Here is a 24439-nt window from a genome sequence, read left to right as displayed (position 1 = left end):
CAGAAGTGTGATTGCCTTCAAATCAAATGTAAAACTAGTGTTAAATTCTGTTCAAAACTGATTGCTCTGTATAAGGATTACAAATACATTCAACAATCATTATGCGGCGGGGCGTGTTGGTAGCCTGAGGGGAGAAAAGATGAATTCCATTTTTACCGAGGAAAATCTGCTGGCATTTACCATGGCTGCCCGCTACAGCAGCTTCAGCAAGGCTGCGGAGGAGCTGGGCTTAACCACATCGGCTATTAGCTACACCATTAAACGCATGGAGATGGGGCTCGATGTGGTGCTGTTTACGCGTAGCACCCGAAGCATTGAGTTGACCGAGTCTGGTCGCTATCTGTTTCGCAAGGCCTCCGACCTGCTCAACGACTTCCACGCGATTAAGCGCAGCATTGATACCATCGCTCAGGGTATTGAAGCCCGGGTGCGCATCTGTATTAACCAGTTGTTGTACACCCCACAGCATACGGCGCGGCTACTGCAGGTACTCAAGAAACAGTTCCCTACCTGCCAGATAACCGTCACCACCGAGGTCTATAACGGCGTCTGGGATTCGATCATCAACAATCTTGCCAATATCGCCATTGGCGCGCCCGATACGTTACTGGACGGCGGCGGGATTGATTATACCGAGATCGGCGCTATTCGCTGGTCGTTTGCCATTGCCCCGGATCATCCGTTGGCTTTTATGCCTGAACCGATTTCTGAGAGCCAGTTGCGTTTGTATCCGAACATTATGGTGGAAGACACCGCCCACACCATTAACAAAAAGGTCGGGTGGCTGTTACACGGTCAGGAGTCGATTCTGGTTCCAGATTTTAATACCAAATGTCAGTGCCAAATTCTGGGCGAAGGCATCGGTTTTTTACCGGATTATATGGTGCGCGAAGCGATGGAAAAGTCGCTGCTGGTCACGCGACAGATCCACAATCCGCGTCAGGATTCACGGATGCTGCTGGCAACCCAGCATTCGGCAACCGGTCGAGTCACTCAATGGATTAAAAAAGAGTTTGGCCCGCAAGGGGTACTGACGGGCATTTATCAGGATTTGTTGCATCGGGAGTGATATGCCGGATAAGGCTATCCGGCGGAAATCAGACTTCAGGCGCGAATATCGTCGTACTCGCGGGTTTTATCAAATTCATGTTTGGCAAACGGACACAGCGGAATCACTTTGCGATTTTCAGCGCGCATTTTCTCCACCACCTTCGCCACCAGCTGTTTGCCGACGCCCTGACCTTTCAGACTGGGGTCAACATCGGTGTGTTCAATGATGCTCAGGTGCTCGCCCGTCGGCACAAAGACAATCTCGGCAACCTGATTGCCTTCAGCATCGTTGACATAAAATTTGTTGTGGCCTGCAAGAATTTCCATGGTTCCCTCACTTATTTCTGGCGATATTTCAGCGCACCGCTTGGACAGGTATCGATGACCTTAATAACCGTCGCGACATCCACTTCATCGGGGATTATCCAGGGTTTGCGTTTCAGATTGAAAAGCTTCGCGCTTCCCCGCACGCAGTTTCCTGAATGCTGACATATCGCCGTGTTGAAGTAGACGTCAATCTTCTCGCCGGTATAGGCCCGGTAACCTGCCTCCAGTAGTTCCTTTTCCACGACATTACCTCGCATTTTTATTGTCTGAGTCTAATCATAGACCGATGCGAGGCTGAAGGAAGTGGCGGGTAGCAGAAATATCACTCGGGCCTTTTCTGTAACGATGGCTCCCGCTCCGGCGGCAAATATTCCAGCATTGCAGGCGTCGGCGGCGGCAGGCGGTTATCGGCGATGTGCTTGTCCACATCGATATGACTGATTTCGCCATTCTCATGGTGATGGACCGTCAGCACCCTCGCTTTGTTCAACTCTGTAACCAGTTCACGGGTAATACGTAAACTTTCCGCCAGCTCATGTTCTTCCAGTCCTGGTCTGCGACTGCGACGCTCCACCCGAAAACGAAACTGGTTGTATTTCGCCCAGCCTATCAGCACCAGTCCGTTGACCAGCGCGACAAGGATGTAAAACGTGACCGTATCCAGCGTGGTGAAAAAGGGACGCACGCCCATATACGGTGAATGCGCCAGGGCCGTAATCAGCCCTTTGTAGATTAAGTATAAAAATCCAACCCAGGCAAAAATCGTTAACAGAACGTCAATGATGCGCGGCAGCAGACGCCGCTCCGTAAAGATCAGCGGCTGACTCATGATTCGATCCTCCCTATTCCACGGTCAGGACTCACCCAGCGCGCCCTGCCGCGTTTGCGTTTGAGCATCACTTTCGGGAATGACACCAACGTGGTAAACAGGCTCAACAGCCAGTACACCACCGGGAACCAGATTATCCAGAACAATGAGGCGCCAATGCCTTTTTCATAGCGTCGTTCAATCATCAGGCTTATCGCAAACTGTATTAAGCAGACCACGCCGAGAATAAGTCCGGTAAAGGCTGGCGGGAACAGATGTTGAACATACAGCGAGTCCGGCATCGGGATCATCAGTCCCAGCAGGAACAGCACGATACTGATCGCATAGGCAAATGCCCAAGTGGTAGAAAAGCAGAACTCGAAAAATAGCGGCCACATGCGACGGAACTCCCACGACCACAGACGGCGCATGTTAACAATAAACACCTCCGCCCCGCCTTGCGCCCAGCGCAGGCGCTGCTTCCACAGCCCTCTTAACGTTTCAGGCATCAGGATCCAGCACAGCGCGCGCGGCTCAAAGAATATCGACCAATGGCGCAACTGCAGTTTCCAACTGATATCGATGTCTTCGGTGATCATGTCCGGGCTCCAGTACCCCACCTCGGCCAGCGCGCGACGACGAAACGCCGCAACTACGCCAGAGACGCTAAAGATCTGACCATAGACTCGTTGAGTACGCTTAATTAAGCCGATAATGGAAGAGAACTCACCGACCTGCACACGACCGATTAGCGTGGAACGGGTGCGAATACGCGGGTTGCCGGTTACCGCCCCAACGCGTGGGAACTGGATCAGCGGAGCGACCAGATACGCCACGGCATCGCGATCCAGTAACGCATCGCCATCAATACACACCAGGTAATCGCTGCGCGCAGCGGCCGCGCCCGTTTTGAGCGCCAGCGCTTTGCCCTGGTTTTCAGCCAGATGAATGACGCGCAGGCTGGGGTACTCAATCGCCAACTGTTCCAGAACATCGTGCGTATCGTCCGTTGAACCGTCGTTAATGGCAATCACTTCGATATTCTTGTAGCGCTGTGCCATCGCAGCGCCGATGGTTTCCCGCGCGTTGATTCCTTCGTTAAAGCAGGGGATCAAAATGGAAACCAGCGGATTTCCCTCCAGCATCGGTGGCGGTGTATCGTCTCCCCATTTCCAGTGACGCTCACGATAAAACCAGAAATAGACCCCGCCGCTTATCCATAATGCAGACATGAATAAAGGCCAGAAGAAGACGAAGTTCAACATGACTTCACCTGTAAAGATGACTGCCACGCCAAACGGCAGGCTGAACATCAGGCAAAGTATCAGGAAAGCAATAATGCGATCGGTCATTTTTGCGGGTACCAGTATGAGGAGAACGTCGAGCGAATCTCTGACATCTCAGGTTTGTCGCTGATGAAATCATCCGGATAATAGCCGTAGTTACCTGCACCACTTAGTTTCAGTTGGCGCATCCATTCGGCTATTTGTTTTCCACTGATTTCTGCCTCGTCCCCGGATTTACGCCAGTCTCGTGCCTGCAGTTCAAACACGGTTTTGTCCAGCGCGCCGGGCGTTTGTGCAACGGCATTGACTAATCTGTCGAGCCAGGCATTGGCATCATTAGCCGGGATCTGCTCCATGAATGGCATCGCCATGGGTGCCGTCCAGTCATAGGTATTGAGGAAATCATTCAGGTTTTGCGCAAACCAGGCTTCGCTTTCAGGCTCCAGTACCGGCATGGCGTATATATTGCGGGCAGTTTGCACCTGCGGACCGCGAATATTGCGCACTGAGCGGGTCAACTGTTTGGTGAAGTCGATCAGCATCTTACTTTTCAGACGCGTCCAGCGTTCGAAGGTTTGAGGGTTGCTACGGATTTGCTCAATACTTCCCGGAAGCCCTGCGGCGCGGTAGGCGGCTAACGCCTCCGGTGACGCATCTTCAAAGTCCGTCAGGAAAGCATCGTCGTGGAACAAAATCCCTTTGAAGCTGGCGTGCTTCGCCAGGTCTTCATAGATTTCAGTGATACGTTTACGCGCTTCGCTGTCCCAGGGAGACAGACGCACATAGTTCTCATGATTGATCGCAGTGCGTCCTGTTTTCGGATCCCATGCCGTCACGCGTGGAATGGAAGCATCGAGGTCGAAAGCCAGTACCGGCATCCAGGCATATACCGTCACCCCGGCCCGCGTTTGTAACTGCCAGGAGATATAGTTAAAGAGATCGGCACGCATCGGCAGCCAGCGGTTAGGGAAATAGAGTTCGCGAATATTCCCGTCGCCTTTAGGATCGGCGTACGCCTGCAGGAAGACATGAGAAATGCGCATGTCATAAACACGCTGGATCAACTTATCGATGTTTCGCTTCTGCTGGGCAGGATCTTTGTCATACACGTAATCCAGATCGACGTGCATCACACGCATCGTTTGTGGTTCACGTACCTGAGCGACCTGACTGGCAAAGCGCTTGAGAGACGGGTTATCAGAGATCAGTACGCGCGGGATATCATCAAGAAACGCAGCGTTCGCCAGCCCTTCATTGAGCGTAAAGGCCATCTTATAGCCATGTTCTTTGGCCAGGTTTAAGGTGGTGCCGTTAGCCGCACCATAAGGCCACACCCACGCGCGCGGCGATTTCCCGGTTACCGATTTAATCTTATTGGTGATCAGCGAGATATCAGTATTAATGCGACGATTGTACTGTTCGTCGGTTTCGTAAGTCCCGGTTTTCTTATCGAAAAGGCGATTCGCCACCGCAGGTTCTTTGCTTCCTTGCGGGTTCGCCTCAGCGCCGAAATGCGAGTTCCAGGTGTGCGCCCCCACTTCCACCAACGGCGATTTGCCCATTTCCTCGACCATCTTCCAGGTGGCAAATTTATCTCGCGCCGTCATTAAGCCGCCAAAATCGACTTTTTTATTGGCTGGAGAATCAACCCAACTGCCCACTGGAGCCCAGAGCGCAGGCCAGTTGTAGGCTTTCAGCAGCGGCCAGACGCGGGTATAAAAACTGCTGTATCCGTCGTCAAAGGTGAGTAAGACCGCTTTTTCCGGCAACACAATTTTACCGTCATGAGCGTCCAGAATTTGCTGCACGCTAATCGGGTTATAGCCATTATCACGCAGCCAGGCCATTTGATCGCTCAACGCGCTGGTGCGCACGGAGAGGTAGCGCTGGTCGGCGGCGCCATCCTCAACATCATGATAGCCGAGCACCAGGAAGCTGTTTTTCGGCCATGGATGATCTGCCGTCAACGGCGTTCTCTCTGCGGGAGGAACATAGCGAGGCGTTGTATTGTGCGCGCTACTGCACGCGGTAATCATCAACCAGCCAGCGATTAATGCGCTAAGCCACAGGCATCTTTTCAGCATGAACAATCCTTAAAACCTGACATTTAAATCGAAAGCGAGGGAGATATTCCGCTCACGTTTACCGTCATAGGGGCGTTTATCCCAAACCAGCATCACCCCGCCATCTACGACGTTGTTCCATTTGAGCCGTTGTCCATATCCCACCTGAACGATAGCGCCAACGTCTTCACCTTGCTGCCAGTAGCCACCCACTCCGGCTATGCCTTGCTGGGTCCACACGGTGTCATAATGGCGGTAAAGAACCTGTTCCGCGCTCAGGCCTGGCACAACGGAAAAATCACTCTTAGGGTTGTAATACGGCACATTCTCTTTAGTGTTGGTGCTCCCACCGATACCCGGAGTAAAGTCCAGCGTAAAGCGCGGCGTGGTCCACATGCGCTCTTTTCCGCTCAGCCCATATTCGATGCGATCGTTACCATCCGAGAAATGTGATGCGGCAAACGACAATTGGTATTCACGTCGTTCGTTTTGATACCAGCGAACAAACAAATCGCCGCTGTTGGCATACACGCCGCTACGCAGCGCGCGCAGTGGTGTGTTGCGCGAAAGACGCTCGGCCGAACCGCCCATGCGCCAGTTATCGTTGAAATCATGCCAGGCGGAAAGACGACCGCCTATTTTCTGCCCATCGCCATAGTTTCGGCCAGACACTTCCATTTCGGCCCAGTAATCACGGGAAGTCCATTCCGCACCTGCCGCCAGATCGCGGCTGATCCCTTTCCCTTCCTCAAACTCGCCGGTCGCGAAGTTGAATCCGGTAAACAGTCGCCAGTTGTCATTAATTGGCGGACTGTAAATGGCCGTGTTGATGTTGAAATCATTCTTACCGCTGACCGGGCTATCGGACGAGATACCCTGCGTGCCGCTAATACGTACTTCCGACATTTTATGCACATCACGCATGCGTGCGAGGCGCAGCGTCGCTTCATCATCCGGACTGCGAGCAATAACGTCATCCGTCAGTTCATCGGCCTGCTTCCACTCCTGGAGATCCAGCGCCACATAGGCCTGCTGACGCTCCAGTTCCAGGTTACTGGGCTCAATCACTTCCGCCAGTTTAAGCTCTTTCTCCGCCGCATGCGGCAGTCCACGGGCTTCAAGAACAGAAGCATAGGATATGCGCAGCCCTTGGTTACCCGAGCCTGTTCGCGCCAGATGCTCTGCGAGTTTTTCTGCCTCCGGCAGTTCATTGGCAGCGATATGATATTGCGTCAGCAGCGACTGTCCCAGCAGCCAGTTATCGTTTGGCTGCGGCGTTGGCGAACCATAGATGCGTCGCAGATATGGGCTGTCTTTAATTAACGCATCGACCTGTTTTTTAGCTGCATCAAAGTTTTCATTATCGATGTGCGCGTAGAACAGATCCTGTTGATCCTCAGGACCGAGCGGCGTAACCGGAATCGGTCCGTTCGGATAGTAGATGCTCATCAGCATCGCTTCGGTTTTTTCCGGCTGCCGTTCGCTTAACCATGCCGATGCTACCCAGCGTTTTGCGTAGTTTGGCACCTCGCCGCTCGCAGACAGCGATTCGTATTCACTAATCACTTCAGAAGTGCGTTTACGGACCAGCAAGGCGCCCATGCGGTCAATTCTGGCCCGACGGACATCATTCTGCGCAGAAGGCTCATCTTTCCAGGCAGTCAGCAACTGGTCATAACGGGCCAGCGCTTTATCAGCCACGATAAAACGCTCTTCTTCATTACGCGCAGAGGTATAAGAGGAACGTACCATTTCAGCCGCCGCATCAAGCTCAAGGCGACGCTTCACAGGATCAGCAGTTGGTACCACCTCTGCCATATTTAAGGCGGGCCCGGAAACGCGGTTTGCTGACAGCGCAGACAGTAATGTGGATTTTGCATTTTTGTTGCCTGGATCGACGTCATCCGCCTGGCTGGCAACTAACAATGCATCCCAGTTTTTTCCCTGCGAATGGTAGACATAGGCAAGTAGCGCATCAGAATCAGCCCCGGGATGCGCCTGCGCCCATTTATTCGCTTCAGTAAGGGCTTGCTGATTGTAGCGAGCATCCGCCAACGTCATTATCCAGCCGGTACGTACATCTACGTTATCAGGCTCTTCCTGTAAAACGCTTTCCCAGATGGCTAAAGAATCATTCCAGTTCTTCTGGTTGCGATATGCTCGTGCAGCGGCGACTTTGCCCCGGGCAGGTACATTCATCTGTCCACGATACTGCTGCCAGATTTCAATTGTGGTTTTATCGTTGTTATCGACCCAACTGGAAACTTGCAGCCAGTCGGCAACCTGATTTGGCGTTAGCGCGCTTTTCTTTCCCTGATCCTCAAGGAAACGTAATAGCGGTGCGCTATTACCTCCCCGCGCTTCAATAACCAAAGCGTCATAATCTGATACCGCTGCAAAGATTGGCATCGGGAAAAGAATGCTTGCCGTAAATAAACAGCTTACAGACTTAAAACGTTTAATGAAGTTGGCATGTCGACGCATACTTAACATATCTGCCCTTATATCTTACATCATAGTGAAAATAAGCGTTTTCAATAAGTTACAGTCAATCCCTGACGGTTGCCGACCATGTAAGACGCACTGCCGCTTATTTCGTAATAGGGTTATGAAGCAATTAATTCTTTCGTCTTATTGACTACCTGTGCCTCGTCCTCTAATCATTGGAAAGAAGGCATAAACTCGAGAATTTTATCACTCAGCGTAGTTCGTGGCTATGTAATAAGATAATGCTTAGGCAAAAAAAGGATTTTAGACTAAGTTATTCTAATACTCTTGGGATTGAATTCTGGATTTAGATTAATTTCCCGTGGAGAAGTCATGTGACGATGTTAACTATTGCCGGATGACATAACTACCCTCTGTAACTGTTTGCATGGTAACTATTTGGTATGGATAGAGAAAGTTCTGATAACAGGTGCTCAGATAACAAGATAAGCACTATAACGTATTTTTAGGTTGCAGGCAGTGTTGATGAAATAAAATTAAGGGTACAGCCGCAATAATAATTAGGTACAGTGATAATATTATGATATTAAAGTACTTTATTAATTTATGATTGAACGTTAGTATTTTCCCATTCGCCAATGTCGGTGTGGGAAATTATCAGTTTTCCTATTTAACATTTTATTTATCCCCCTGACTTGCTATCGTCAGCATCAGCCACAATTAATCCTTTACCCTTACAATTAACAAGCCTAATTTCATTATGAACTGCTGATTGAAGCATAACTTTTTGCGCTTACCTTCCCTTCAGACTTTCAGGTAATCTGAAAAAAGACGCCAATGGGAGCTGGTCTAATGAAAATCGTTAATGCAGAAGAAAAACACATCCCCGCCATACGCGATATCTATGCACACCACGTTATTCACGGTACTGGCAGCTTTGAAACCGCCCCACCGGATACCCACGAAATGCTGGCTCGTCTGGAAAAAATTCATAGTCTGGGGCTGCCGTGGGTTGTCGCCCTGCAGGAAGACAAGGTCATCGGATATTGTTATCTCACTCGTTATCGTGAACGCTACGCTTACCGCTATACCCTCGAAGATTCGATTTACATTGACCCGGCGGCACAGCGTCAAGGGGCGGGAAGTGCGTTACTGCGCCATGTTATTGACTGGGCCGAAACGCACGGCTATCGACAATTAATTGCCATGGTCGGCGACAGCAATAATCAGGGATCGTTAAAAGTTCATCAGCAGGTCGGATTTACAGAAATAGGCACGCTGAAAGACGTTGGCTTCAAGCATGGTCGCTGGCTGGATACAGTTTTGCTGCAACGCGCTCTGGGGGAAGGGAACAGTACACTACCAGCGGATGTCGATGCGGCTATTTAACTTTTCTAAGGGATGACTTCAGGAAAAGGAAATCTGGAGCGGGCGAAGGGATGAGAGCAAGCCACGTAATTTATTGTTTACGAATACGTCACAATAGTGATGTGGTCGGGTGGCGGCTACGCTTGACCCGACCTACAGTTTTAGCCTTTCCAGGCAAAATAAGGCGTAGCCGCCACCGGGCGATTAAGACTGCAGCATACCGTGCTGTATCAGGAACCCCCACCAGGGAATACCGACGAGCATGTGAAGCACAAACGTGCACAATGCCACGATAGTACCGATTGTCCACCACGACTTAATGTCATTATACCCTGCGGCAAAGATAATCGGCCCCGCCGCGCCACCATAGTGAGTGATGCAACCGCCGTAGGAGTTGGAAAATAGGATGGCAAGCGCCAGCAAAACAGGTGCCGTTCCGGTGACCAGGCCTACAGTGGCAAAGACCGGTACCATTGCTGCGACGTATGCCCCGCCGGAAGCAAAGAAATAGCGCACCAGCACGCTGAGAAACACAATAATCACAATAGTCATATTCCCGGCACTGAGAAAATCCAGATGTGCTGACATGAAATCGGCCAGCCAGCGGAAAAATCCCTCCTTGCTCAGGGTTGCGCTCAGACCAATGATGCCCCCGTACCACATCAGGGTATTCCAGCCACCTTTATTTTTCTGGACATCACTCCAGCCAATAATATTAAACAGCAGTGCCGCTCCCATTGCGATAATGGCGACCGCAGATTCATTGAGTCCAAGTTTACGTGAGAAGATCCAGCCCAATAATGCAGCGACAAAAATGACCACCAGCCCTTTCTCTTTGAGGCTCATTGCCCCAAGACTTTGAAGCCCGTTGGTCGCAATAGCGACATTATCAATTTTTTTAATTTCCGGGGAAGCAACCCGGTAGCAGATATAGGGAATGATACACAGCATCAATAACCCCAACGGTGCTGCCGCCAGCATCCAGCCGATCCAGCTAATATGAATATGGAAGATATCTGAAATGAGCTGTAGCGCTAACGCGTTACCGGCAAAGCCCGTTAAAAACATATAGCTGGTCGTTTTCGTGACCATATAGACGTTGACCATTAAATAACGGCCAGCTTTGCTGGGTGACTCTTTTGGCGTTGAGCCCAATACTGTCGCGATGCTGTTAATAATAGGGAAAACCACCCCACCTGCCCGCGCGGTATTTGAGGGCGTCGCAGGCGCTAACACCAAATCCAGCAAGGCGGTAACATACCCCAGTCTCAGCGTCGTACTGCCAAATTTAAGAATAAACCAGTATGCAAGCCGTTTCCCTAGGCCAGTAGTGACAAATGCCGCACTCAGCGTAAAGGCGCTAAACACCAGCCAGGTGGTGCCTGACGCGTACCCGCTCAGCACATCCAGTGATTTGACGGGTGAATCCGGAAATTTTGTCACGGTAAAACAGGTTAACGCAACCGCAACCAGCATAATGACGGGTTCAGGATAGGGTTTAATAACCAGCCCAACGATAGCGGATAAATATATTCCTGCCAGTATCCACGCCTCTTTGGTTAATCCATCAGGCGGAGGAATAAATATTGATAATAATATTATCACGGCAAGCAAGATTGTTTTTAAAATATTCGATTTAAGCATATCTCACCCATGAGAAAAGGGTCCCTGAATAGCAGAGGCCGCTCCGCAGAGGAGCCTCCACACACTAAATACATTTATTAAACAAATGATAAATATTACAGATTCACAACCTTGATATTATCGCCTTCCGTGATTTGATATTCACTTAAGGTATCAAAACTGAGATAGCGATAGATATCCTCATGTGCGTCATAAAGCTTATCGGTATAGCTAAAATATTCTTCAACGGTGGGCATTTTACCCAACATGGCCGCGACGGTGCTTAATTCTGCGGAGGCAAGAAATACTTTAGCATTCGTTCCCAGACGATTCGGGAAATTTCGCGTCGAGGTCGATACCACGTTACTGCCTTCGCGAACCCTCGCCTGGTTCCCCATGCACAGGGAACAGCCCGCAGGCTCGATTCTCGCCCCTGATTTAATAAACTGACTAAAATAGCCTTCACGGGAGAGTTGTTGGGCATCCATTTTAGTCGGCGGCGCCAGCCACAAGCGCGCCTGGTTTTCGCTGCCACCGGCCATGATTTTACCCGCAGCGCGGAAATGACCAATGTTTGTCATGCAGGAACCAATGAAGACCTCTTCAATGGGCATGCTGGCAACCTCAGTAAGTAACCGGGCATCGTCCGGATCGTTCGGGGCACAGACTACCGGTTCGGTGATTTCATTAAGATCAATATCAATGACAGCAGCATATTCCGCGTCAGGATCGGCAGACAGCAGCGACGGGCTAGCCAGCCATGCCTCCATCTCAGCAATACGGCGTTCAAGCGTGGCGGCGTTCTCATAACCCTGCTTAACCATCCAGCGCAGCAGGGCCGCATTGGAGCGCAAATATTGCGCGACATTGTCTTCCGCCAGACGCATAACGCAGGCCGCAGCGGAGCGCTCGGCAGAGGCATCAGCCAGTTCAAACGCCTGCTCTGCACTCAACATTTCCAACCCTTCAATTTCGAGGATCCGGCCCGAGAAAATATTGCGCTTATTCTTTTTCTCGACCGTTAACAGCCCCTGCTTTTTGGCATACAGCGGAATGGCATGCACCAGATCGCGCAGGGTGATCCCTTTCTGCATCTCGCCCTTAAAACGCACCAGTACTGATTCAGGCATATCCAGCGGCATAATGCCCGTCGCGGCAGCGAACGCCACCAGCCCGGAACCACCAGGGAAGGAAATCCCCAGCGGGAAGCGAGTATGGGAGTCAGCGCCTGTACCAACCGTGTCCGGCAGCAGCATGCGGTTAAGCCATGAGTGGATAATGCCGTCGCCCGGTTTCAGCGCAACCCCGTTACGGCTGGTGATAAACTGCGGCAGGGTTTCATGGAGTTGAACATCTACTGGCTTAGGATATGCAGAGGTGTGGCAGAACGACTGCATCACCAGATCGGCTGAAAACGTGAGACATGCGAGGTCGGTTAGCTCGTCACGCGTCATCCCGCCGGTGGTGTCCTGAGAACCCACGGTCGCGATCTTCGGCTCGCAATACTGTCCAGGTCGGATCCCCGCGACGCCGCAGGCTTTACCCACCATTTTTTGTGCAAGCGTAAAACCTTTCGCGGAAGGCGCAACTAACGCGGGCTTGCGGAATACCTCGGAAGGCGCCAGCTTCAGCGATTCACGCGCTTTCGCCGTCAGGCTGCGTCCGATAATCAGCGGGATACGCCCGCCGGCGCGCACTTCGTCCAGTAGCACCTCGGTTTTCAGGGTAAAGGTTGTCACCAGCCGCTGGCTTTCTGTTTCACGAATTTCGCCCTTGTAGGGGTAAAGATCGATCAGCATCCCGGTCGTCAGCGCAGAGACATCCATCTCTACCGGCAAGGCACCGGAATCTTCCAGGGTGTTGAAGAAAATAGGGGCAATCTTGCCGCCAAATACAAACCCGCCGTTACGTTTATTCGGCACATACGGAATATCGTTCCCGATGTGCCACAGGATGGAGTTGGTAGCGGATTTACGTGATGATCCGGTCCCCACGACGTCACCCACGTACACCAGCGGCCAGCCACCCTCTTTTAGCGCTGCCAACTGACGGACAGGACCACGTACGCCGGGTTCATCAGGCACAACCCCTTCCCTGACGTTACTGAGCATGGAGAGCGCGTGCAGCGGAATATCCGGGCGTGACCACGCCACCGGCGCAGGAGACAAATCGTCGGTATTGGTCTCACCGGGAACCTTAAACACCTTCAGGGTGATTTTTTCAGCCATGGCCGGACGGCGGGTAAACCATTCGGCATTCGCCCAGGACTGCAGCACCTCTTGTGCCTGGACGTTACCGCTCAGTGCTTTGGCCTCAACCAGGCTGAATTTTTCGAAGATCAGGATCGTAGAAGAAAGCTGCTGCGCGGCCAGCGGTGCCAGATCGGGATGCTCAAGAAGATCGATCAGTGGCTGGACGTTATAGCCGCCCTGCATGGAGCCCAGCAGCGCCGTTGCTGCTTCGGGAGTAAGCCCGTCAACACGGTATTCCTGCAACGCCACCTTAAATAAAAACTCGGCTTTTAACTTTGCCGCAGGATCGACACCCGGTGGTACGCTATGGGTCAATAAATGAATTAATTCCGGATGATGTACGGGTGCATCATTGATTAAACGCTGAATCAGTGCATCAGTTTGTTGCGCTGTTAAGGGTTTCGCCGGAATACCCGATTCAGCACGCGCATGCTGGTGCTGACTATAATCATCTAACATAGGTTCTCCTGTTAAAGCTAAAGTTGTTCACAAAATTCTGTTAAGCGTTCGAGTCCGTACGGCCATTCGCCAAAGCCAGACTCGGCATTAATATGTCCCGCCTCCCCGATATCGATTAAATGCCCCTCCCAGCAAGCCGCCCAGAATTGCGCGCGCGAAAAAGGCATCAGGGGATCATTTCTGCTGGCAAACATCAGGCAGGGAACGGGTAAAGACGCGGGTTGAATGGCCTCTTCAAGGCCGAAAAACGCGGGTTCTGCCGGTGCGACCATAACGACCCCGGCGACGTTTACCCGGCGCGTTTGCAGTAACCTGCACGACGCCAGCGCGCCAAAACTATGGCCGACGAGAATGGCGGGCAGCGGAGAAAGCGCCAGCTCGCGGGTAATGGCGGAAACCCAGTTTTCAATATCAGGTTCTAGCCAGTTTTTTTGCTGAATCCGCCTCCAGAAAGGAAAACGTCGCCCCCAGCAGCTTTGCCAGTGATATTCATCGCTGTCTCTCAGACCCGGCACCAGAATAAGGGTATAAACGTTTCTGAGCTGCTGCAGGCGTTGTTCAATCATGACGTTTTCCTGTTACGCTATTCGCGATTATTCGGCTGGAAATTGCGACAATAACCATCCAACGGCGATAAGATCTGCGCTACCGCCAGGGCTTAAATTCCGTTTGATAAATTCCGCGTCCATTCTGAATAACGCCTTGACTAATTTATCCGCCGTGAGACGCTGTATTTTTAATAATCGTCTGGCGTAGCGTCTGGCGTAATTCAGCCCTGCGGTCCCTCCCCGAGAAAGCAGATTGGTATCCGGATTTGCCGCCATCAGGCCCAGCAACATCCTCAGTAACGCCACCTCTTCGGATTCTCCCTGACGTAACGCGGTTTGCAGATGCGGAAGACCTGACTGGCGTACAGTGATGAAACCACTGGCGGCTTCCCCTCTTGCCCCGGTGAACCCGTATGCCTGAAACTGCTGCTCTCCCTTCGTTTTTGCGATACCGCTATTTTTCAATTCCTGCTCGACAATGCCGGTACAGATAAGGCTGGTCTCATGGCACAGGCTGCGTTGCGTGAGCGCGTCATGCCTTTGGGTAAGACGACCCGCCGCAGCACACAGCAGCCCCAGCGAGAAGATCCCCCCTTTATGAGTGTTCACCCCGCCGGTGGCGGTAAACATCGCCTGCTCACAGGCCAGGCCAGTCGGCCTTAGCGCCCGCAGCGTTTGTGGGCCAGCAAGATAAGCAGTCTCTCTGCCTGTGTTGAAAAAGAGTGACAGCCAGGGGGCAATCGCCGCGATACTGGTTATGAACAGTGCGAAATTCATATCGCTATGCGCCCCGCTGTTTACGCGATCCACCAGACCCGGTTTCGGGGTTAAATTAATTTCCCGGTACAGGGCCTCGACAGCCAGCTCAGCAAAGGAGCGCTGCACGTCTGGTTCGTTAAATCTGGCAAGCGAAGTAGTCATCGGTTAACTCCTCGATCACGCGCGTTAGCTCGGCCTGCGAATGACGTCGCGAACGGGAACAAACATGAGCAGGTTCATGACAGATAAAGCATCTACGCATCGGCTGCTGGATGGCATTTCTTTTCAGCAGCCCCTTTTTCGGACAAAACACGTCGATATCCCACAGACGTCCCAAAGGATGGTTATCTTCCAGATGCGCCGTGACGTGTTTAATCATCCACGCGGGAGCCGCGACCGACCAGAGCGCTTCCGGCCCGGTGACCGGGTGCAACGCCTGATGCCGACAGACCTTCCACTGATGCGTGTGGAACAGCTCTCCGAGAGCCTGATTCGCAACGGCCATCACGCGTCTGGCCAGCGCGGTGTCCTTCACCTCGCCCGGCCAGACCAGCGTGACGGAAACCACGGTATGATCCGACTGAAACAGCCACGCCTGCTGCCGACGGGCTCGTTGCTCCCGGGAAGCCAGAACCTGTTCCAGAGAGACATTTGCATTCGAGGCTTTATCCGTCATGGGACTTACTCCTTCACCTGGCGAACCACATCAATCACACTGCCGTCGCGGTAGCGCACCACACCGACAATGCGGTCAGTAAATTCAACTGCCTTAGGTTTGCCCGAGATCAGCAGTGCCTGTTGATACAAGGCTTCGATGTCGACGACGGGCAGTCCGGCGTTGATCAGACGTTCGCGGATTTCCGGGCGCGCCGGATTAACGGCAATACCGTGGTCGGTAACCAGAACGTCAATACTTTCACCCGGCGTTACCAGCGTAGTGACCTGCCTGACGACGGTAGGAATGCGGCTGCGGATCAGCGGGGCAACGACAATAGTGAGATTTGCCGCAGCCGCGACGTCGCAGTGTCCACCCGACGCGCCGCGCATTACGCCGTCGGAGCCGGTCAGGACATTGACGTTAAACTGGGTGTCTACTTCCAGTGCGCTGAGGATGACCACATCCACCCTGTCGCAGCAGGCGGCTTTTGCGGCCGGGTTCGCATAGACGTTAGTGGAGATTTCCACATGGTCGGGATTGACCGCCATGGAGGCTGCCGCCGCACCGTCAAAGCTTTGCGTATCGAGGATCTTTTCAATTAACCCTTTCTGATGCAGATCGACAATGCTGCCGGTGATTCCGCCCAATGCGAACCGGGCAACAATATTGTGCTTGCGCATCCGGGTTTCCATAAAACGCGTACACGCCGTTGACGCCGCACCTGAGCCGGTCTGAATGGAAAATCCGTTGCGGAAATAACCTGAGTGTTCGATCACGTCGGCGGCAGAACGGGCGATCATAAGCTCACGTGGATTACTGGTGACCCTGGCGGCGCCTACGCTGATTTTTGCCGGGTCGCCGACGCTCTCAATCTGCACAATATAGTCAACCTGATCCTGAACGATACTGGCTGGCAAGTTGGGGAAAGGCTTCAGAGTTTCGGTGAGCAACACCACTTTTTTGGCATATTTTGCATCGACCATGGCGTAACCGAGGGAGCCGCATTGCGATTTGCCGCCGTTGCCGCTGGCATTGCCATATTCATCGCAGCAGGAAACCGCCAGAAACGCGACGTCAATGACAATTTCGCCCTTCTGAATCAAATTCACCCGCCCACCGTGGGAATGGATTTGTACCGGCTCGTCCATCAGAGCGTGCGAAATTGCATCCGCCAGATCACCACGCATCCCGGAGGTATAGATTTTGCCGATCACGCCATTACGAATGTGTTCAATAAGCGGGGTATTGCATGACATTAACGAGCTGGACGCGAGCGTGATCCCTTTCAGGCCGCGCTGAGCCAGCTTATCCATCACGTAATTGATGACCTTATCCCCTTCGCGGAAGGCGTGATGAAATGAGACGGTCATACCGTCATGCAGATCGCAGCGGGCCAGAACATCGTCCACACTGGCAAAAAGTTTGCGCTGGTACTTTTGCTGATGATCAGCAAGATAAGGCGTCGTCGCGTTCGCGCCGCTGAATGCGACGTACTCACGACGGGAGTCTGGAATGTGGTGCAGAGTTTCAGTTAGGTTTTTCATTATTCATCCTGTCGCTTGTAATGGGGGATTACTGACGAATGCCGGAAGCATTTTTGCGTTCGATAACCACGCGGGCATGGTTGATAATTGGCGCATCAATCATTTTGCCGTTCAGCGAAATCACCCCGAGTCCGTTGCGCTCCCCTTCCTCTGCAGCTGCAATCACGCGCTGCGCGTAATCCACCTCTTCCTGGGTTGGCGCGTAGGCGTTATGCAGAATTTCAATTTGTCGCGGATTAATCAGCGATTTTCCGTTGAAACCCATCCGTCGAATCAGATCCACTTCCTTCAGGAAACCGGCTTCATCATTCACATCGGCGTACACCACATCGAAAGCGTCAATACCCGCCCCGCGCGCGGCATGTAATACGGCACAGCGGGCGTAAAACAGCTCTGTCCCGTCGCCTCGCTCAGTTTGCATATCCATCACATAGTCAAAGGCGGCCAGCGCAATCCCCATTAAACGGTCAGACGATTTCGCAATGGCGACTGCATTAATAACGCCAACGGCAGATTCGATCGCTGCCATTAATTTCGTTGAGCCGACAGGGCGCCCGCAATTTTCTTCAATGCGAACAATTTCGCGTTCAAGCTGGTGGATATCTTCCGGAGAGTCGGTTTTCGGTAAACGAATAACATCAACGCCCGCCCTGACGGCGGCTTCCAGATCTTTTAATCCAAAAGGTGTATTCAGCGGATTAATTCTGACAACGGTTTCAATATCTTTGTACATCGGGTTTTGCAGGGCATGAAATACCAGCAGGCGGGCGCTGTCTTTTTCTTTTAGCGCTACGGCATCTTCCAGATCAAACATAATGGAGTCCGGTTTATAAATATATGCCGTAGAAAGCATGGCGGCACTTGAACCCGGAATAAATAACATACTGCGACGTAACTTTTTCATTATAACTTTTCCCATGCAATATCTTCCCGAGCCGAACCTCTGAGCAGAGCAGCCTGTATACGGGCACGGATCACGCAATCCAGTGCGCCTTTATCATCAATAATGATCTGCCCTTGCTCGATGTTGAACGCAGCCAGGGTTTCATTCACAACTTCGGTAATTCGGTCGCCGAACTGCTTATACACTTCGCTGTGAATGACCACATCCAGCCCGCTCTCGACGGGACTGACCTTCACCATAAGGTCACTGGACTCCAGCGTTCCCGCCATCGCGGCTTGTACAATTTTCATATCAGTTTTCCTGTGATAATGCGGTTAAACCGCTGCCGACAACGATTCGGATAAACGAGGCTGATGCTGTCCCCCGTTATTCAGAAACGCGCGCGTGGTGGCAGGCACCATACGACTGGCGGCAGCAATTTGGTTTTCTTTTAATAAACGACGAACGGCTGAAGCAGAGACCGGCACATCATTACCATCCGTTCTTCGTTCTATTTCGTGTACGTGAATACAGGCCGCTGTGCTCGTTGCATTTTCCAGCCAGTGATGCATCGCCCGGTTATATTCTGCGGTTAACTGACAGAATGGCTCCGTCCCCACAAAACGATGAGTGATATTCAGCGCAGGTGCGATGTAATTTCTGAACAGCATAAGATCAATTGCCGCGTAGACTTTATCTATCACCTGCTTATCTTTCAGGAAATAGCCTGGGAAGGTCCCGCGCGAAATAATATAGGCAGACCCCGGATGAACAGTGACATTTTTCAGATGCCGCGATCCGTCCCTGACCATCGCAAACCGTTCTTTAAACGAAAAAGCGGAGACATCTTCCTGAACCACGAAAACATGGAGCCAGTCGCACTGGCTTGCCGCATGCTCAATAAGATATTGATGGCCCAGCGTGAATGGATTCGCGTTCATCACGATCGCGCCAATATTTTTCCCGGGCACGAAATGGTGGCTACGCAACTGGCTGCAGTAACGATGAATACCAACCGGCGTATTCTCCATTAATGCCGCACAGTTATTGACGGTGACAAGCGGATAGAATCCGCATCCGCGAAACGACTTCACATTATCCGGACAGGTAAAAAGAAAGAGCTGATGTTCGCCGTTTTGTGCCGCCAGAAGTTCGGCCTCATGAATTAACGTCAGGATTAACGACGAGCCACGCCACCCGGAATCCACTGCGATGCATTTTAAGGTGTTACCCGCAATACCGGTGCAGGCAATAATCTGACGCTGGTAGAGTGCAACAATAAATTGCGAGATATCGTCATCAATGCCTAAACCGTTGCGTGCCAGGAAGCGGGCAACCTCCTCTCTGGCCTGAGCATTACCGGCTTTTATAACCTCAAATTCTGGCGTTCTGGCGGTGTACATCGTCTCTCTCCTGACCGTCTAAACAAGCAACGCTTCTTGCTGCGGTTGGGCTTCCACAATGGTATTAATCAGACGACCAATATTTTCGATTTCAACTTCAACCCGATCGCCATCGTGCATAAATAACGGAGGATTGCGTTTTTTACCGACGCCGCCAGGCGAACCCGTAATAATGACGTCACCGGCGCTGAGGGAGGTGAATGTGCTGATATAGGCGATAAGATCTGCCACTTTGTGGATCATGCTACCAGTGGAGTCGTTCTGAACCAGCATGCCATTCAGCCAGGTATGGATGGTCAACGCATGAGGATCGGGTATCTCATCCGCTGTAGTCATATAGGGGCCAAAAGCGCCGGTTTGCTTCCAGTTTTTACCGGCGGTAAACCACGCGTGCTGCCAGTCACGAACGGAGCCATCCATATAGCAGCTGTATCCCGCGACATGATTGAGCGCATTATTTACATCAATTCGGGTGCCCGGTTTACCAATGATGACAGCCAGCTCGCCCTCATAATCGAATTCTCTCGACAGCTCAGGTTTAAGCACAGGTTGGGCATGACCGGTTTGTGAATCAGGAAAACGGATAAACAGCGTCGGGGCATTATTCGTCTCGGCAAACTCTTTTCTTTTTTCAGCGTAATTCATCCCAACGCAGAAAATTTTTCCTGGCTCTTCGATAACGGGCAAAAAGGTAATATCTTCAAGCGTAATATCTACAGGGCAATCGTTGTATTGCCTTGCGACGTCAACAGCATCCCATTGAAGAAGGCCTTTCAACGTCGCATATTGATGGCCGATTTTATTACCCAAATCGATAACGCCGAATTCTGTATAAATCCCGTAGCTTTTACGGCCCTGATGAATATAACTTGCTAATTTCATGATGACACCCGATTGATATACATACCTGTTTTTTGTTTACGCCCTGAGGCGTGAACAAATTGCCAAACTTTTTATTCTGCGGACTGGGCGGGCACCAGTACCGGTTTTGGACCGGATGCCAGATACGTTGCCACGACAACGCCAATGGTAAGCAATACCAGAATCAACCCGGTCATCCCCATCCAGCCCAGTGAATGGAAAACAAAACCGTTGATAAAACCAATCACCGAACCGCCCATGTAGTAAAAGAATAAATAGAGTGCAACGGCCTGGCCTCTTGCATGCGTTGCATTTTTACTTACCCAGCTCAAACCAATAGAGTGACAGCCGAAGAAACAGCCGGTAAAAATCACCGCGCCAACAATAAAGGTGATGACATTCGACGTCAGCGTCAGCAGCATGCCTAAGGCCATGATCAGAAAAAGCACACGCAATACTTTCATCGCGCCATATTTCGCACTTAAACGACCAGCCTGCGGAGCCGTAAAGAAACTCAGGGCGAAGCTAAAGGAGAGCAGACCTGCGTTTGCCGGTGAAATATGGAACGGCTCGCCTTTCAGGAAGAAGGCCAGATAGTTATAAAGCGAGGTAAATGCGCCGAAAATAATGAAGCTGATAACAAAAGCCAGCGCCAGATTTTTGTTTTTGAAATGCGATGCAGCCCCTTTCACCATACGCGTAATGTTAAGGTTTTGCGTTGGGGTGAAGTTTTTAGATTCAGGCAGTAAAAACTTAACCAGAATGGCAACCACAATCAAGCTGGCCGCAAAACCGTAAAAGATGGCATTTATTGAAACGTGATCAATAAGTTGGCTGGCAACAATACGACCGGACATGCCGCCCATGGAGTTACCGAAGACAAAATATCCCGTTACGATACCTGCCGCCACCGGGGCGACTTCTTCACTGATGTAGGCAGTGGCCGCCGCAGCGATACCACTCAGCGCCAGACCAATTACCGCACGTAGCGCCACCAGCATCGCCCAGGATTCCATCAGCGGACAGAGCAGCGTAAGAATACCGCCTAACAGGAGGGAGACAACAATTAACCGTTTTCTGCCATAATGATCGGATAATGTCCCGGTAAACAGCAATCCAATAGCCAGCAACGCCGTTTCTGCTGATAAGATAATACTCACCTGGCTGACAGGAACATTATATTCCACAGCAAGCGTCGGAAGCAGTGGCTGAATAAAAAACAGAGAAGCAAGCTCTGCAAGCCCGGATAATGCCAGGGCCAGAATCACGCGAATATGCGCTCCGGCTTTTACAGAATCTGAAGCTTTCAGGGTATTGTTAGCATGAGTTAACGCCATAATAACCTCGGTATTATTGTTAAGGTACAGAGTGTAATTTTTTAAGGCAGATGTTTTTTATTTAAATTTTATTTACGCAACTTCAGTGAGCATTTTTTCCGGTACACATACGGCACCCTCAAACAACTTGCGTGAAGTACGTATCACTGCGGCACGGGTTTTTTCGATATTGTTACCTTCCTTCAATAAGGACACGGATATTTTTCCACTTGGGTGTTCAATATCGATGATATTAGTGAAGAGCCCCTTTGGACGATCGGCGACAATTTTTGCCGCGACGGAGCCTTCAATCAGCGTTGCGGTCGAAATACCAATCGATCCGGTAATCGCCAGTGATTTATGGCATGTGTGCGGCATGAAATACCGTACCTGAATCGTTCCGCCGTTACGCGCCGGGCTGAGAAGAACCGGTTTAGGGATCACCTTGTTTGTCACATCCCCTAAGCCCATAGCTGCGCCAGCCTGACGACGCAGACTTTCCAGCTTTTCTTTAAATGCCTTATCGCCATCTAATTCTGCAGGAGATTCCCCTCCTGTTTTCCCCAAAGCTGAAGCGTCAATCAATACCATCGGCATCGCCATATCTATACAGGTGACTTCAATACCGTCGAAGACGTTTATCGCACTGTCCGTCGGCAACAATTTCCCCGTTTTAGAGCCCGCAGAGTTCAGGAAAGTTAAGCCTATGGGCGCGGCGGTCCCCGGGACTCCATCAATCTGGGTATCGCCTTCGTACACCACCCGATAATCAGGCGTTTGCACTTCTGCATCGACCAGCGTTCCGGTATTGAGATTGCGGATCCGCACCGTCGTTACCGGGCTTTGCGCCTTCACCAGCCCCTTTTCAATAGCAAAGGGACCGACCGCACAGAGCATATTGCCGCAGTTAGGCGTGGTATCGACACGACGTTCATTCACCATCACCTGTGCAAACAGGTAATCCACATCCGCGTCAGGACTTTCTGAAGTGCTAACTATCGCTACCTTACTGGTTTGCGGACTTCCACCGCCAATACCGTCAATTTCGAGTTCATGGCCTGCCCCCATCAAACTGAGTAAAACTGCGTCACGCGCTTCTGTTTCCGCAGGCAGGTCGCTGGCCAGAATCACCGGCCCTTTTGACGTACCGCCACGCATTAATACGCAAGGGATCTTTAACATATGTTTATCTCACTTCGCTTTTGTCAGGAACGCTATAAGGTTTTCACACTCCGGTTGATAACTCTAATGCCAAAAAAAGCAGGATTAATACGTTTTGCACATTAATAGCCCGTGCGTTATGGTGGTTATATAAAAGCGAGAATGGGATACAGCTATGCCGCATGAACTACAGGGGATACAAGCGTTTGTAAAAATTGCAGAAATCGGATGCTTTACAAAAGCATCCCAATTTTTTCACATTTCACAACCTGCTTTAACACGCAGAATTCAGAAACTGGAAGATAGCCTGGGAACCACGCTGTTTGAACGCTCTACGCGCAGCGTTAAGCTCACGACAGTAGGAAGAGAATTTTTACCTAAGGCTAAGAATTTAATAGATTTTTATGAAAGTTCCATCCTCAGTATTAAAGAGATGGCGACACATCAGGCAGGTGTTATTACGGTTTCCTGTATCCCTACTGCCGCGTTCTATTTTCTGCCTTCAGTGATACGAGATTACAACAATGACTACCCAAACATCCGAATCCGCATACTGGAGCACAGCGCCAGCGATTGCCTGGAAGCAGTATTAAATGGCGACGCAGATTTCGGTATAAATATGATAAACGTCACACATCCAAATATCGATTTTGCGCCGCTGGTGAACGAACCCTTCGTTCTGGCATGCCGACGCGACAATGAGCTGGCAAATAAATCGCTGGTAACATGGGACGATCTGGCCGGTATGAAGCTGATTGGGGTAAGACGCTCCAGCGGAAACCGATCGCTGATCGATCAGGCTTTCGAGAAAATGGCCTGGAAACCTAACTGGTTTTATGAAGTGCGTCATCTTTCGACGTCACTAGGGATGGTGGAAGCGGGCCTCGGTGTGTCTGTCGTTCCCAGTCTGGCGATGCCGGCCGATGAACATCACGTGCTTGTTAGTCGTCCACTGATAGAACCCGTCATACGCCGTACGCTTGGCCTGGTAAAACGCAGTGAAACAACCCTTAGTCCTGCGGCGGAAAAATTCCGCCAACTGATATTACATCTGTGGTCAGGCGAAAATAGCAGCCCCTGGATCAACAAGTTTACTCAGCTGTAACCCACCGTTGGGCAACGAGTGTATGACCGATGAGAACTCTCCCACAGCATCAGCAGAGGAAGTCAACGCATTGATTTTCAGTAAAAAAAGAATTTTCGCAGGTGGAAATCAGGCAGAGCAGAGGGAAACATCAAGGGAAGTGACTTTGGAGCGGGCGAAGGGAATCGAACCCTCGTATAGAGCTTGGGAAGCTCTCGTTCTACCATTGAACTACGCCCGCATTGAAGTGCGTAAAGGATTATAAACCTTACGCTCTTCTTGGCAAGGGACGAACCGACTGACTGGCGATTAATTCACCGTCAGCATTTTGGCTTACTGCCCTGCGGCGGTAAATAACGCAGCGGATCGATAGCCGTTGCGCGATAACGGATCTGGAAATGCAGACGCACCGTCGTCGCATCCGTGCTGCCCATCGTGGCGATCTTCTGCCCGGCTTTCACGTTTTGACCGTTGTTCACCAGCATGGTGTCATTATGCGCATAGGCAGTGATGTAATCCTCACTGTGCTTAATCATGA

The 24439-nt window shown here is 51.2% G+C and carries 22 protein-coding genes and 1 tRNA gene; 3 read left to right on the top strand and 20 right to left on the bottom strand.

The genetic code is table 11. From position 1 onward, the window contains the following. Positions 1 to 139: 139 nt before the first annotated feature. Entirely contained in the window at positions 140 to 1069 is a 930-nt protein-coding gene (locus KQJ18_RS10745; RefSeq protein ID WP_038633395.1) for a LysR substrate-binding domain-containing protein, read from the top strand. A 35-nt stretch (positions 1070 to 1104) separates the two neighbouring features. On the opposite strand, the gene KQJ18_RS10740 is transcribed toward KQJ18_RS10745, so the two are convergent. From KQJ18_RS10740 to pgaA, 6 genes are all read right to left on the bottom strand, one after another. After that, positions 1105 to 1377, bottom strand: coding sequence for a GNAT family N-acetyltransferase (locus KQJ18_RS10740; RefSeq protein ID WP_003033869.1), 273 nt, complete (start codon positions 1375 to 1377; stop codon positions 1105 to 1107). 11 nt (positions 1378 to 1388) lie between these two features. Then, a complete protein-coding gene (gene yjdI / locus KQJ18_RS10735; RefSeq protein ID WP_038642853.1) occupies positions 1389 to 1619 on the bottom strand; it encodes a 4Fe-4S mono-cluster protein YjdI in 231 nt (76 codons plus the stop codon). Positions 1620 to 1699: 80 nt separating this feature from the next. Continuing rightward, positions 1700 to 2206, bottom strand: a complete 507-nt coding sequence (gene pgaD, locus KQJ18_RS10730; RefSeq protein WP_204527619.1) for a poly-beta-1,6-N-acetyl-D-glucosamine biosynthesis protein PgaD — start codon at positions 2204 to 2206, stop codon at positions 1700 to 1702. Further along, entirely contained in the window at positions 2203 to 3537 is a 1335-nt protein-coding gene (gene pgaC / locus KQJ18_RS10725; protein WP_069324829.1) for a poly-beta-1,6-N-acetyl-D-glucosamine synthase, read from the bottom strand. The genes pgaD and pgaC overlap by 4 nt, the downstream gene beginning before the upstream one ends. Then, positions 3534 to 5555, bottom strand: a complete 2022-nt coding sequence (gene pgaB / locus KQJ18_RS10720) for a poly-beta-1,6-N-acetyl-D-glucosamine N-deacetylase PgaB (RefSeq protein WP_087856768.1) — start codon at positions 5553 to 5555, stop codon at positions 3534 to 3536. Before pgaB ends, pgaC begins: the two co-directional genes overlap by 4 nt. A gap of 9 nt (positions 5556 to 5564) precedes the next feature. Then, complete coding sequence (pgaA, locus tag KQJ18_RS10715) at positions 5565 to 8027, bottom strand: poly-beta-1,6 N-acetyl-D-glucosamine export porin PgaA (protein ID WP_150345401.1); 2463 nt, start codon at positions 8025 to 8027, stop codon at positions 5565 to 5567. A gap of 807 nt (positions 8028 to 8834) precedes the next feature. On the opposite strand from pgaA, the gene KQJ18_RS10710 reads away from it, so the two are divergent. Then, positions 8835 to 9371, top strand: a complete 537-nt coding sequence (locus KQJ18_RS10710) for a GNAT family N-acetyltransferase (RefSeq protein WP_087856770.1) — start codon at positions 8835 to 8837, stop codon at positions 9369 to 9371. Between the two features lie 183 nt (positions 9372 to 9554). Here the strand turns inward: KQJ18_RS10710 and KQJ18_RS10705 are convergent, their stop codons facing one another. The 12 genes from KQJ18_RS10705 to KQJ18_RS10650 form a co-directional block, all read right to left on the bottom strand. Next, positions 9555 to 10994 carry an anion permease gene (locus KQJ18_RS10705; protein WP_038633412.1) on the bottom strand — a complete coding sequence of 480 codons (1440 nt, stop codon included), beginning with the start codon at positions 10992 to 10994 and terminating at the stop codon, positions 9555 to 9557. Positions 10995 to 11089: 95 nt separating this feature from the next. Further along, positions 11090 to 13684 carry a bifunctional aconitate hydratase 2/2-methylisocitrate dehydratase gene (gene acnB / locus KQJ18_RS10700; protein ID WP_216421955.1) on the bottom strand — a complete coding sequence of 865 codons (2595 nt, stop codon included), beginning with the start codon at positions 13682 to 13684 and terminating at the stop codon, positions 11090 to 11092. Between the two features lie 17 nt (positions 13685 to 13701). After that, positions 13702 to 14250, bottom strand: a complete 549-nt coding sequence (locus tag KQJ18_RS10695) for an alpha/beta hydrolase (protein ID WP_038633418.1) — start codon at positions 14248 to 14250, stop codon at positions 13702 to 13704. Positions 14251 to 14277: 27 nt separating this feature from the next. Further along, positions 14278 to 15153: a triphosphoribosyl-dephospho-CoA synthase CitG gene (gene citG, locus KQJ18_RS10690; protein WP_069324826.1), complete on the bottom strand. Its 876-nt coding sequence runs from the start codon at positions 15151 to 15153 to the stop codon at positions 14278 to 14280. Continuing rightward, entirely contained in the window at positions 15128 to 15667 is a 540-nt protein-coding gene (gene citX / locus KQJ18_RS10685; protein WP_038633424.1) for a citrate lyase holo-[acyl-carrier protein] synthase, read from the bottom strand. The genes citG and citX overlap by 26 nt, the downstream gene beginning before the upstream one ends. A gap of 5 nt (positions 15668 to 15672) precedes the next feature. Next, positions 15673 to 17193, bottom strand: a complete 1521-nt coding sequence (citF, locus tag KQJ18_RS10680) for a citrate lyase subunit alpha (RefSeq protein ID WP_216421954.1) — start codon at positions 17191 to 17193, stop codon at positions 15673 to 15675. 28 nt (positions 17194 to 17221) lie between these two features. Beyond that, positions 17222 to 18097: a citrate (pro-3S)-lyase subunit beta gene (gene citE, locus KQJ18_RS10675; protein WP_038633430.1), complete on the bottom strand. Its 876-nt coding sequence runs from the start codon at positions 18095 to 18097 to the stop codon at positions 17222 to 17224. Further along, positions 18097 to 18387, bottom strand: a complete 291-nt coding sequence (citD, locus tag KQJ18_RS10670; protein ID WP_038633433.1) for a citrate lyase acyl carrier protein — start codon at positions 18385 to 18387, stop codon at positions 18097 to 18099. The genes citE and citD overlap by 1 nt, the downstream gene beginning before the upstream one ends. 24 nt (positions 18388 to 18411) lie before the next feature. Further along, complete coding sequence (gene citC, locus KQJ18_RS10665) at positions 18412 to 19479, bottom strand: [citrate (pro-3S)-lyase] ligase (protein WP_110496926.1); 1068 nt, start codon at positions 19477 to 19479, stop codon at positions 18412 to 18414. 18 nt (positions 19480 to 19497) lie between these two features. Continuing rightward, positions 19498 to 20361 carry a fumarylacetoacetate hydrolase family protein gene (locus tag KQJ18_RS10660; RefSeq protein ID WP_216421953.1) on the bottom strand — a complete coding sequence of 288 codons (864 nt, stop codon included), beginning with the start codon at positions 20359 to 20361 and terminating at the stop codon, positions 19498 to 19500. 71 nt (positions 20362 to 20432) lie between these two features. Then, positions 20433 to 21677 (bottom strand): MFS transporter, encoded by a 1245-nt coding sequence (locus KQJ18_RS10655; protein ID WP_216421952.1) that lies wholly within the window; start codon positions 21675 to 21677, stop codon positions 20433 to 20435. A gap of 72 nt (positions 21678 to 21749) precedes the next feature. Continuing rightward, positions 21750 to 22838: a 4-oxalomesaconate tautomerase gene (locus tag KQJ18_RS10650; RefSeq protein ID WP_216421950.1), complete on the bottom strand. Its 1089-nt coding sequence runs from the start codon at positions 22836 to 22838 to the stop codon at positions 21750 to 21752. 154 nt (positions 22839 to 22992) lie between these two features. Between KQJ18_RS10650 and KQJ18_RS10645 the strand changes: the two genes are divergently transcribed. Beyond that, positions 22993 to 23922 (top strand): LysR family transcriptional regulator, encoded by a 930-nt coding sequence (locus KQJ18_RS10645; protein WP_038633449.1) that lies wholly within the window; start codon positions 22993 to 22995, stop codon positions 23920 to 23922. Between the two features lie 146 nt (positions 23923 to 24068). On the opposite strand, the gene KQJ18_RS10640 is transcribed toward KQJ18_RS10645, so the two are convergent. After that, positions 24069 to 24142, bottom strand: a tRNA-Gly gene (locus KQJ18_RS10640). Positions 24143 to 24221: 79 nt separating this feature from the next. Further along, positions 24222 to 24439: peptidoglycan DD-metalloendopeptidase family protein (locus KQJ18_RS10635; RefSeq protein ID WP_216421948.1), on the bottom strand; the 218-nt coding region annotated here is incomplete at its 5' end.

It is taken from the genome of Citrobacter sp. S55_ASV_140 (assembly GCF_018919505.1).
In the GTDB taxonomy this organism is placed as follows: Bacteria; Pseudomonadota; Gammaproteobacteria; order Enterobacterales; family Enterobacteriaceae; genus Citrobacter; species Citrobacter werkmanii.
The sequence above is the reverse complement of the archived record's forward strand: the minus strand, read 5'-3'. Positions and strand labels throughout refer to the sequence as shown.

What these genes read in the sequence shown, in the direction of transcription:
- KQJ18_RS10745 (WP_038633395.1), top strand. Translation starts at nt 140, where the DNA reads ATGAATTCCATTTTTACCGAGGAAAATCTGCTGGCATTTACCATGGCT.
- pgaA (WP_150345401.1), bottom strand. Translation starts at nt 8,027, where the DNA reads ATGTTAAGTATGCGTCGACATGCCAACTTCATTAAACGTTTTAAGTCT.
- KQJ18_RS10645 (WP_038633449.1), top strand. Translation starts at nt 22,993, where the DNA reads ATGCCGCATGAACTACAGGGGATACAAGCGTTTGTAAAAATTGCAGAA.
- pgaD (WP_204527619.1), bottom strand. Translation starts at nt 2,206, where the DNA reads ATGAGTCAGCCGCTGATCTTTACGGAGCGGCGTCTGCTGCCGCGCATC.
- KQJ18_RS10710 (WP_087856770.1), top strand. Translation starts at nt 8,835, where the DNA reads ATGAAAATCGTTAATGCAGAAGAAAAACACATCCCCGCCATACGCGAT.
- citG (WP_069324826.1), bottom strand. Translation starts at nt 15,153, where the DNA reads ATGACTACTTCGCTTGCCAGATTTAACGAACCAGACGTGCAGCGCTCC.
- citE (WP_038633430.1), bottom strand. Translation starts at nt 18,097, where the DNA reads ATGAAAAAGTTACGTCGCAGTATGTTATTTATTCCGGGTTCAAGTGCC.
- pgaB (WP_087856768.1), bottom strand. Translation starts at nt 5,555, where the DNA reads ATGCTGAAAAGATGCCTGTGGCTTAGCGCATTAATCGCTGGCTGGTTG.
- pgaC (WP_069324829.1), bottom strand. Translation starts at nt 3,537, where the DNA reads ATGACCGATCGCATTATTGCTTTCCTGATACTTTGCCTGATGTTCAGC.
- KQJ18_RS10740 (WP_003033869.1), bottom strand. Translation starts at nt 1,377, where the DNA reads ATGGAAATTCTTGCAGGCCACAACAAATTTTATGTCAACGATGCTGAA.
- KQJ18_RS10695 (WP_038633418.1), bottom strand. Translation starts at nt 14,250, where the DNA reads ATGATTGAACAACGCCTGCAGCAGCTCAGAAACGTTTATACCCTTATT.
- citX (WP_038633424.1), bottom strand. Translation starts at nt 15,667, where the DNA reads ATGACGGATAAAGCCTCGAATGCAAATGTCTCTCTGGAACAGGTTCTG.
- citD (WP_038633433.1), bottom strand. Translation starts at nt 18,387, where the DNA reads ATGAAAATTGTACAAGCCGCGATGGCGGGAACGCTGGAGTCCAGTGAC.
- citF (WP_216421954.1), bottom strand. Translation starts at nt 17,193, where the DNA reads ATGAAAAACCTAACTGAAACTCTGCACCACATTCCAGACTCCCGTCGT.
- KQJ18_RS10705 (WP_038633412.1), bottom strand. Translation starts at nt 10,994, where the DNA reads ATGCTTAAATCGAATATTTTAAAAACAATCTTGCTTGCCGTGATAATA.
- KQJ18_RS10655 (WP_216421952.1), bottom strand. Translation starts at nt 21,677, where the DNA reads ATGGCGTTAACTCATGCTAACAATACCCTGAAAGCTTCAGATTCTGTA.
- KQJ18_RS10660 (WP_216421953.1), bottom strand. Translation starts at nt 20,361, where the DNA reads ATGAAATTAGCAAGTTATATTCATCAGGGCCGTAAAAGCTACGGGATT.
- acnB (WP_216421955.1), bottom strand. Translation starts at nt 13,684, where the DNA reads ATGTTAGATGATTATAGTCAGCACCAGCATGCGCGTGCTGAATCGGGT.
- citC (WP_110496926.1), bottom strand. Translation starts at nt 19,479, where the DNA reads ATGTACACCGCCAGAACGCCAGAATTTGAGGTTATAAAAGCCGGTAAT.
- KQJ18_RS10650 (WP_216421950.1), bottom strand. Translation starts at nt 22,838, where the DNA reads ATGTTAAAGATCCCTTGCGTATTAATGCGTGGCGGTACGTCAAAAGGG.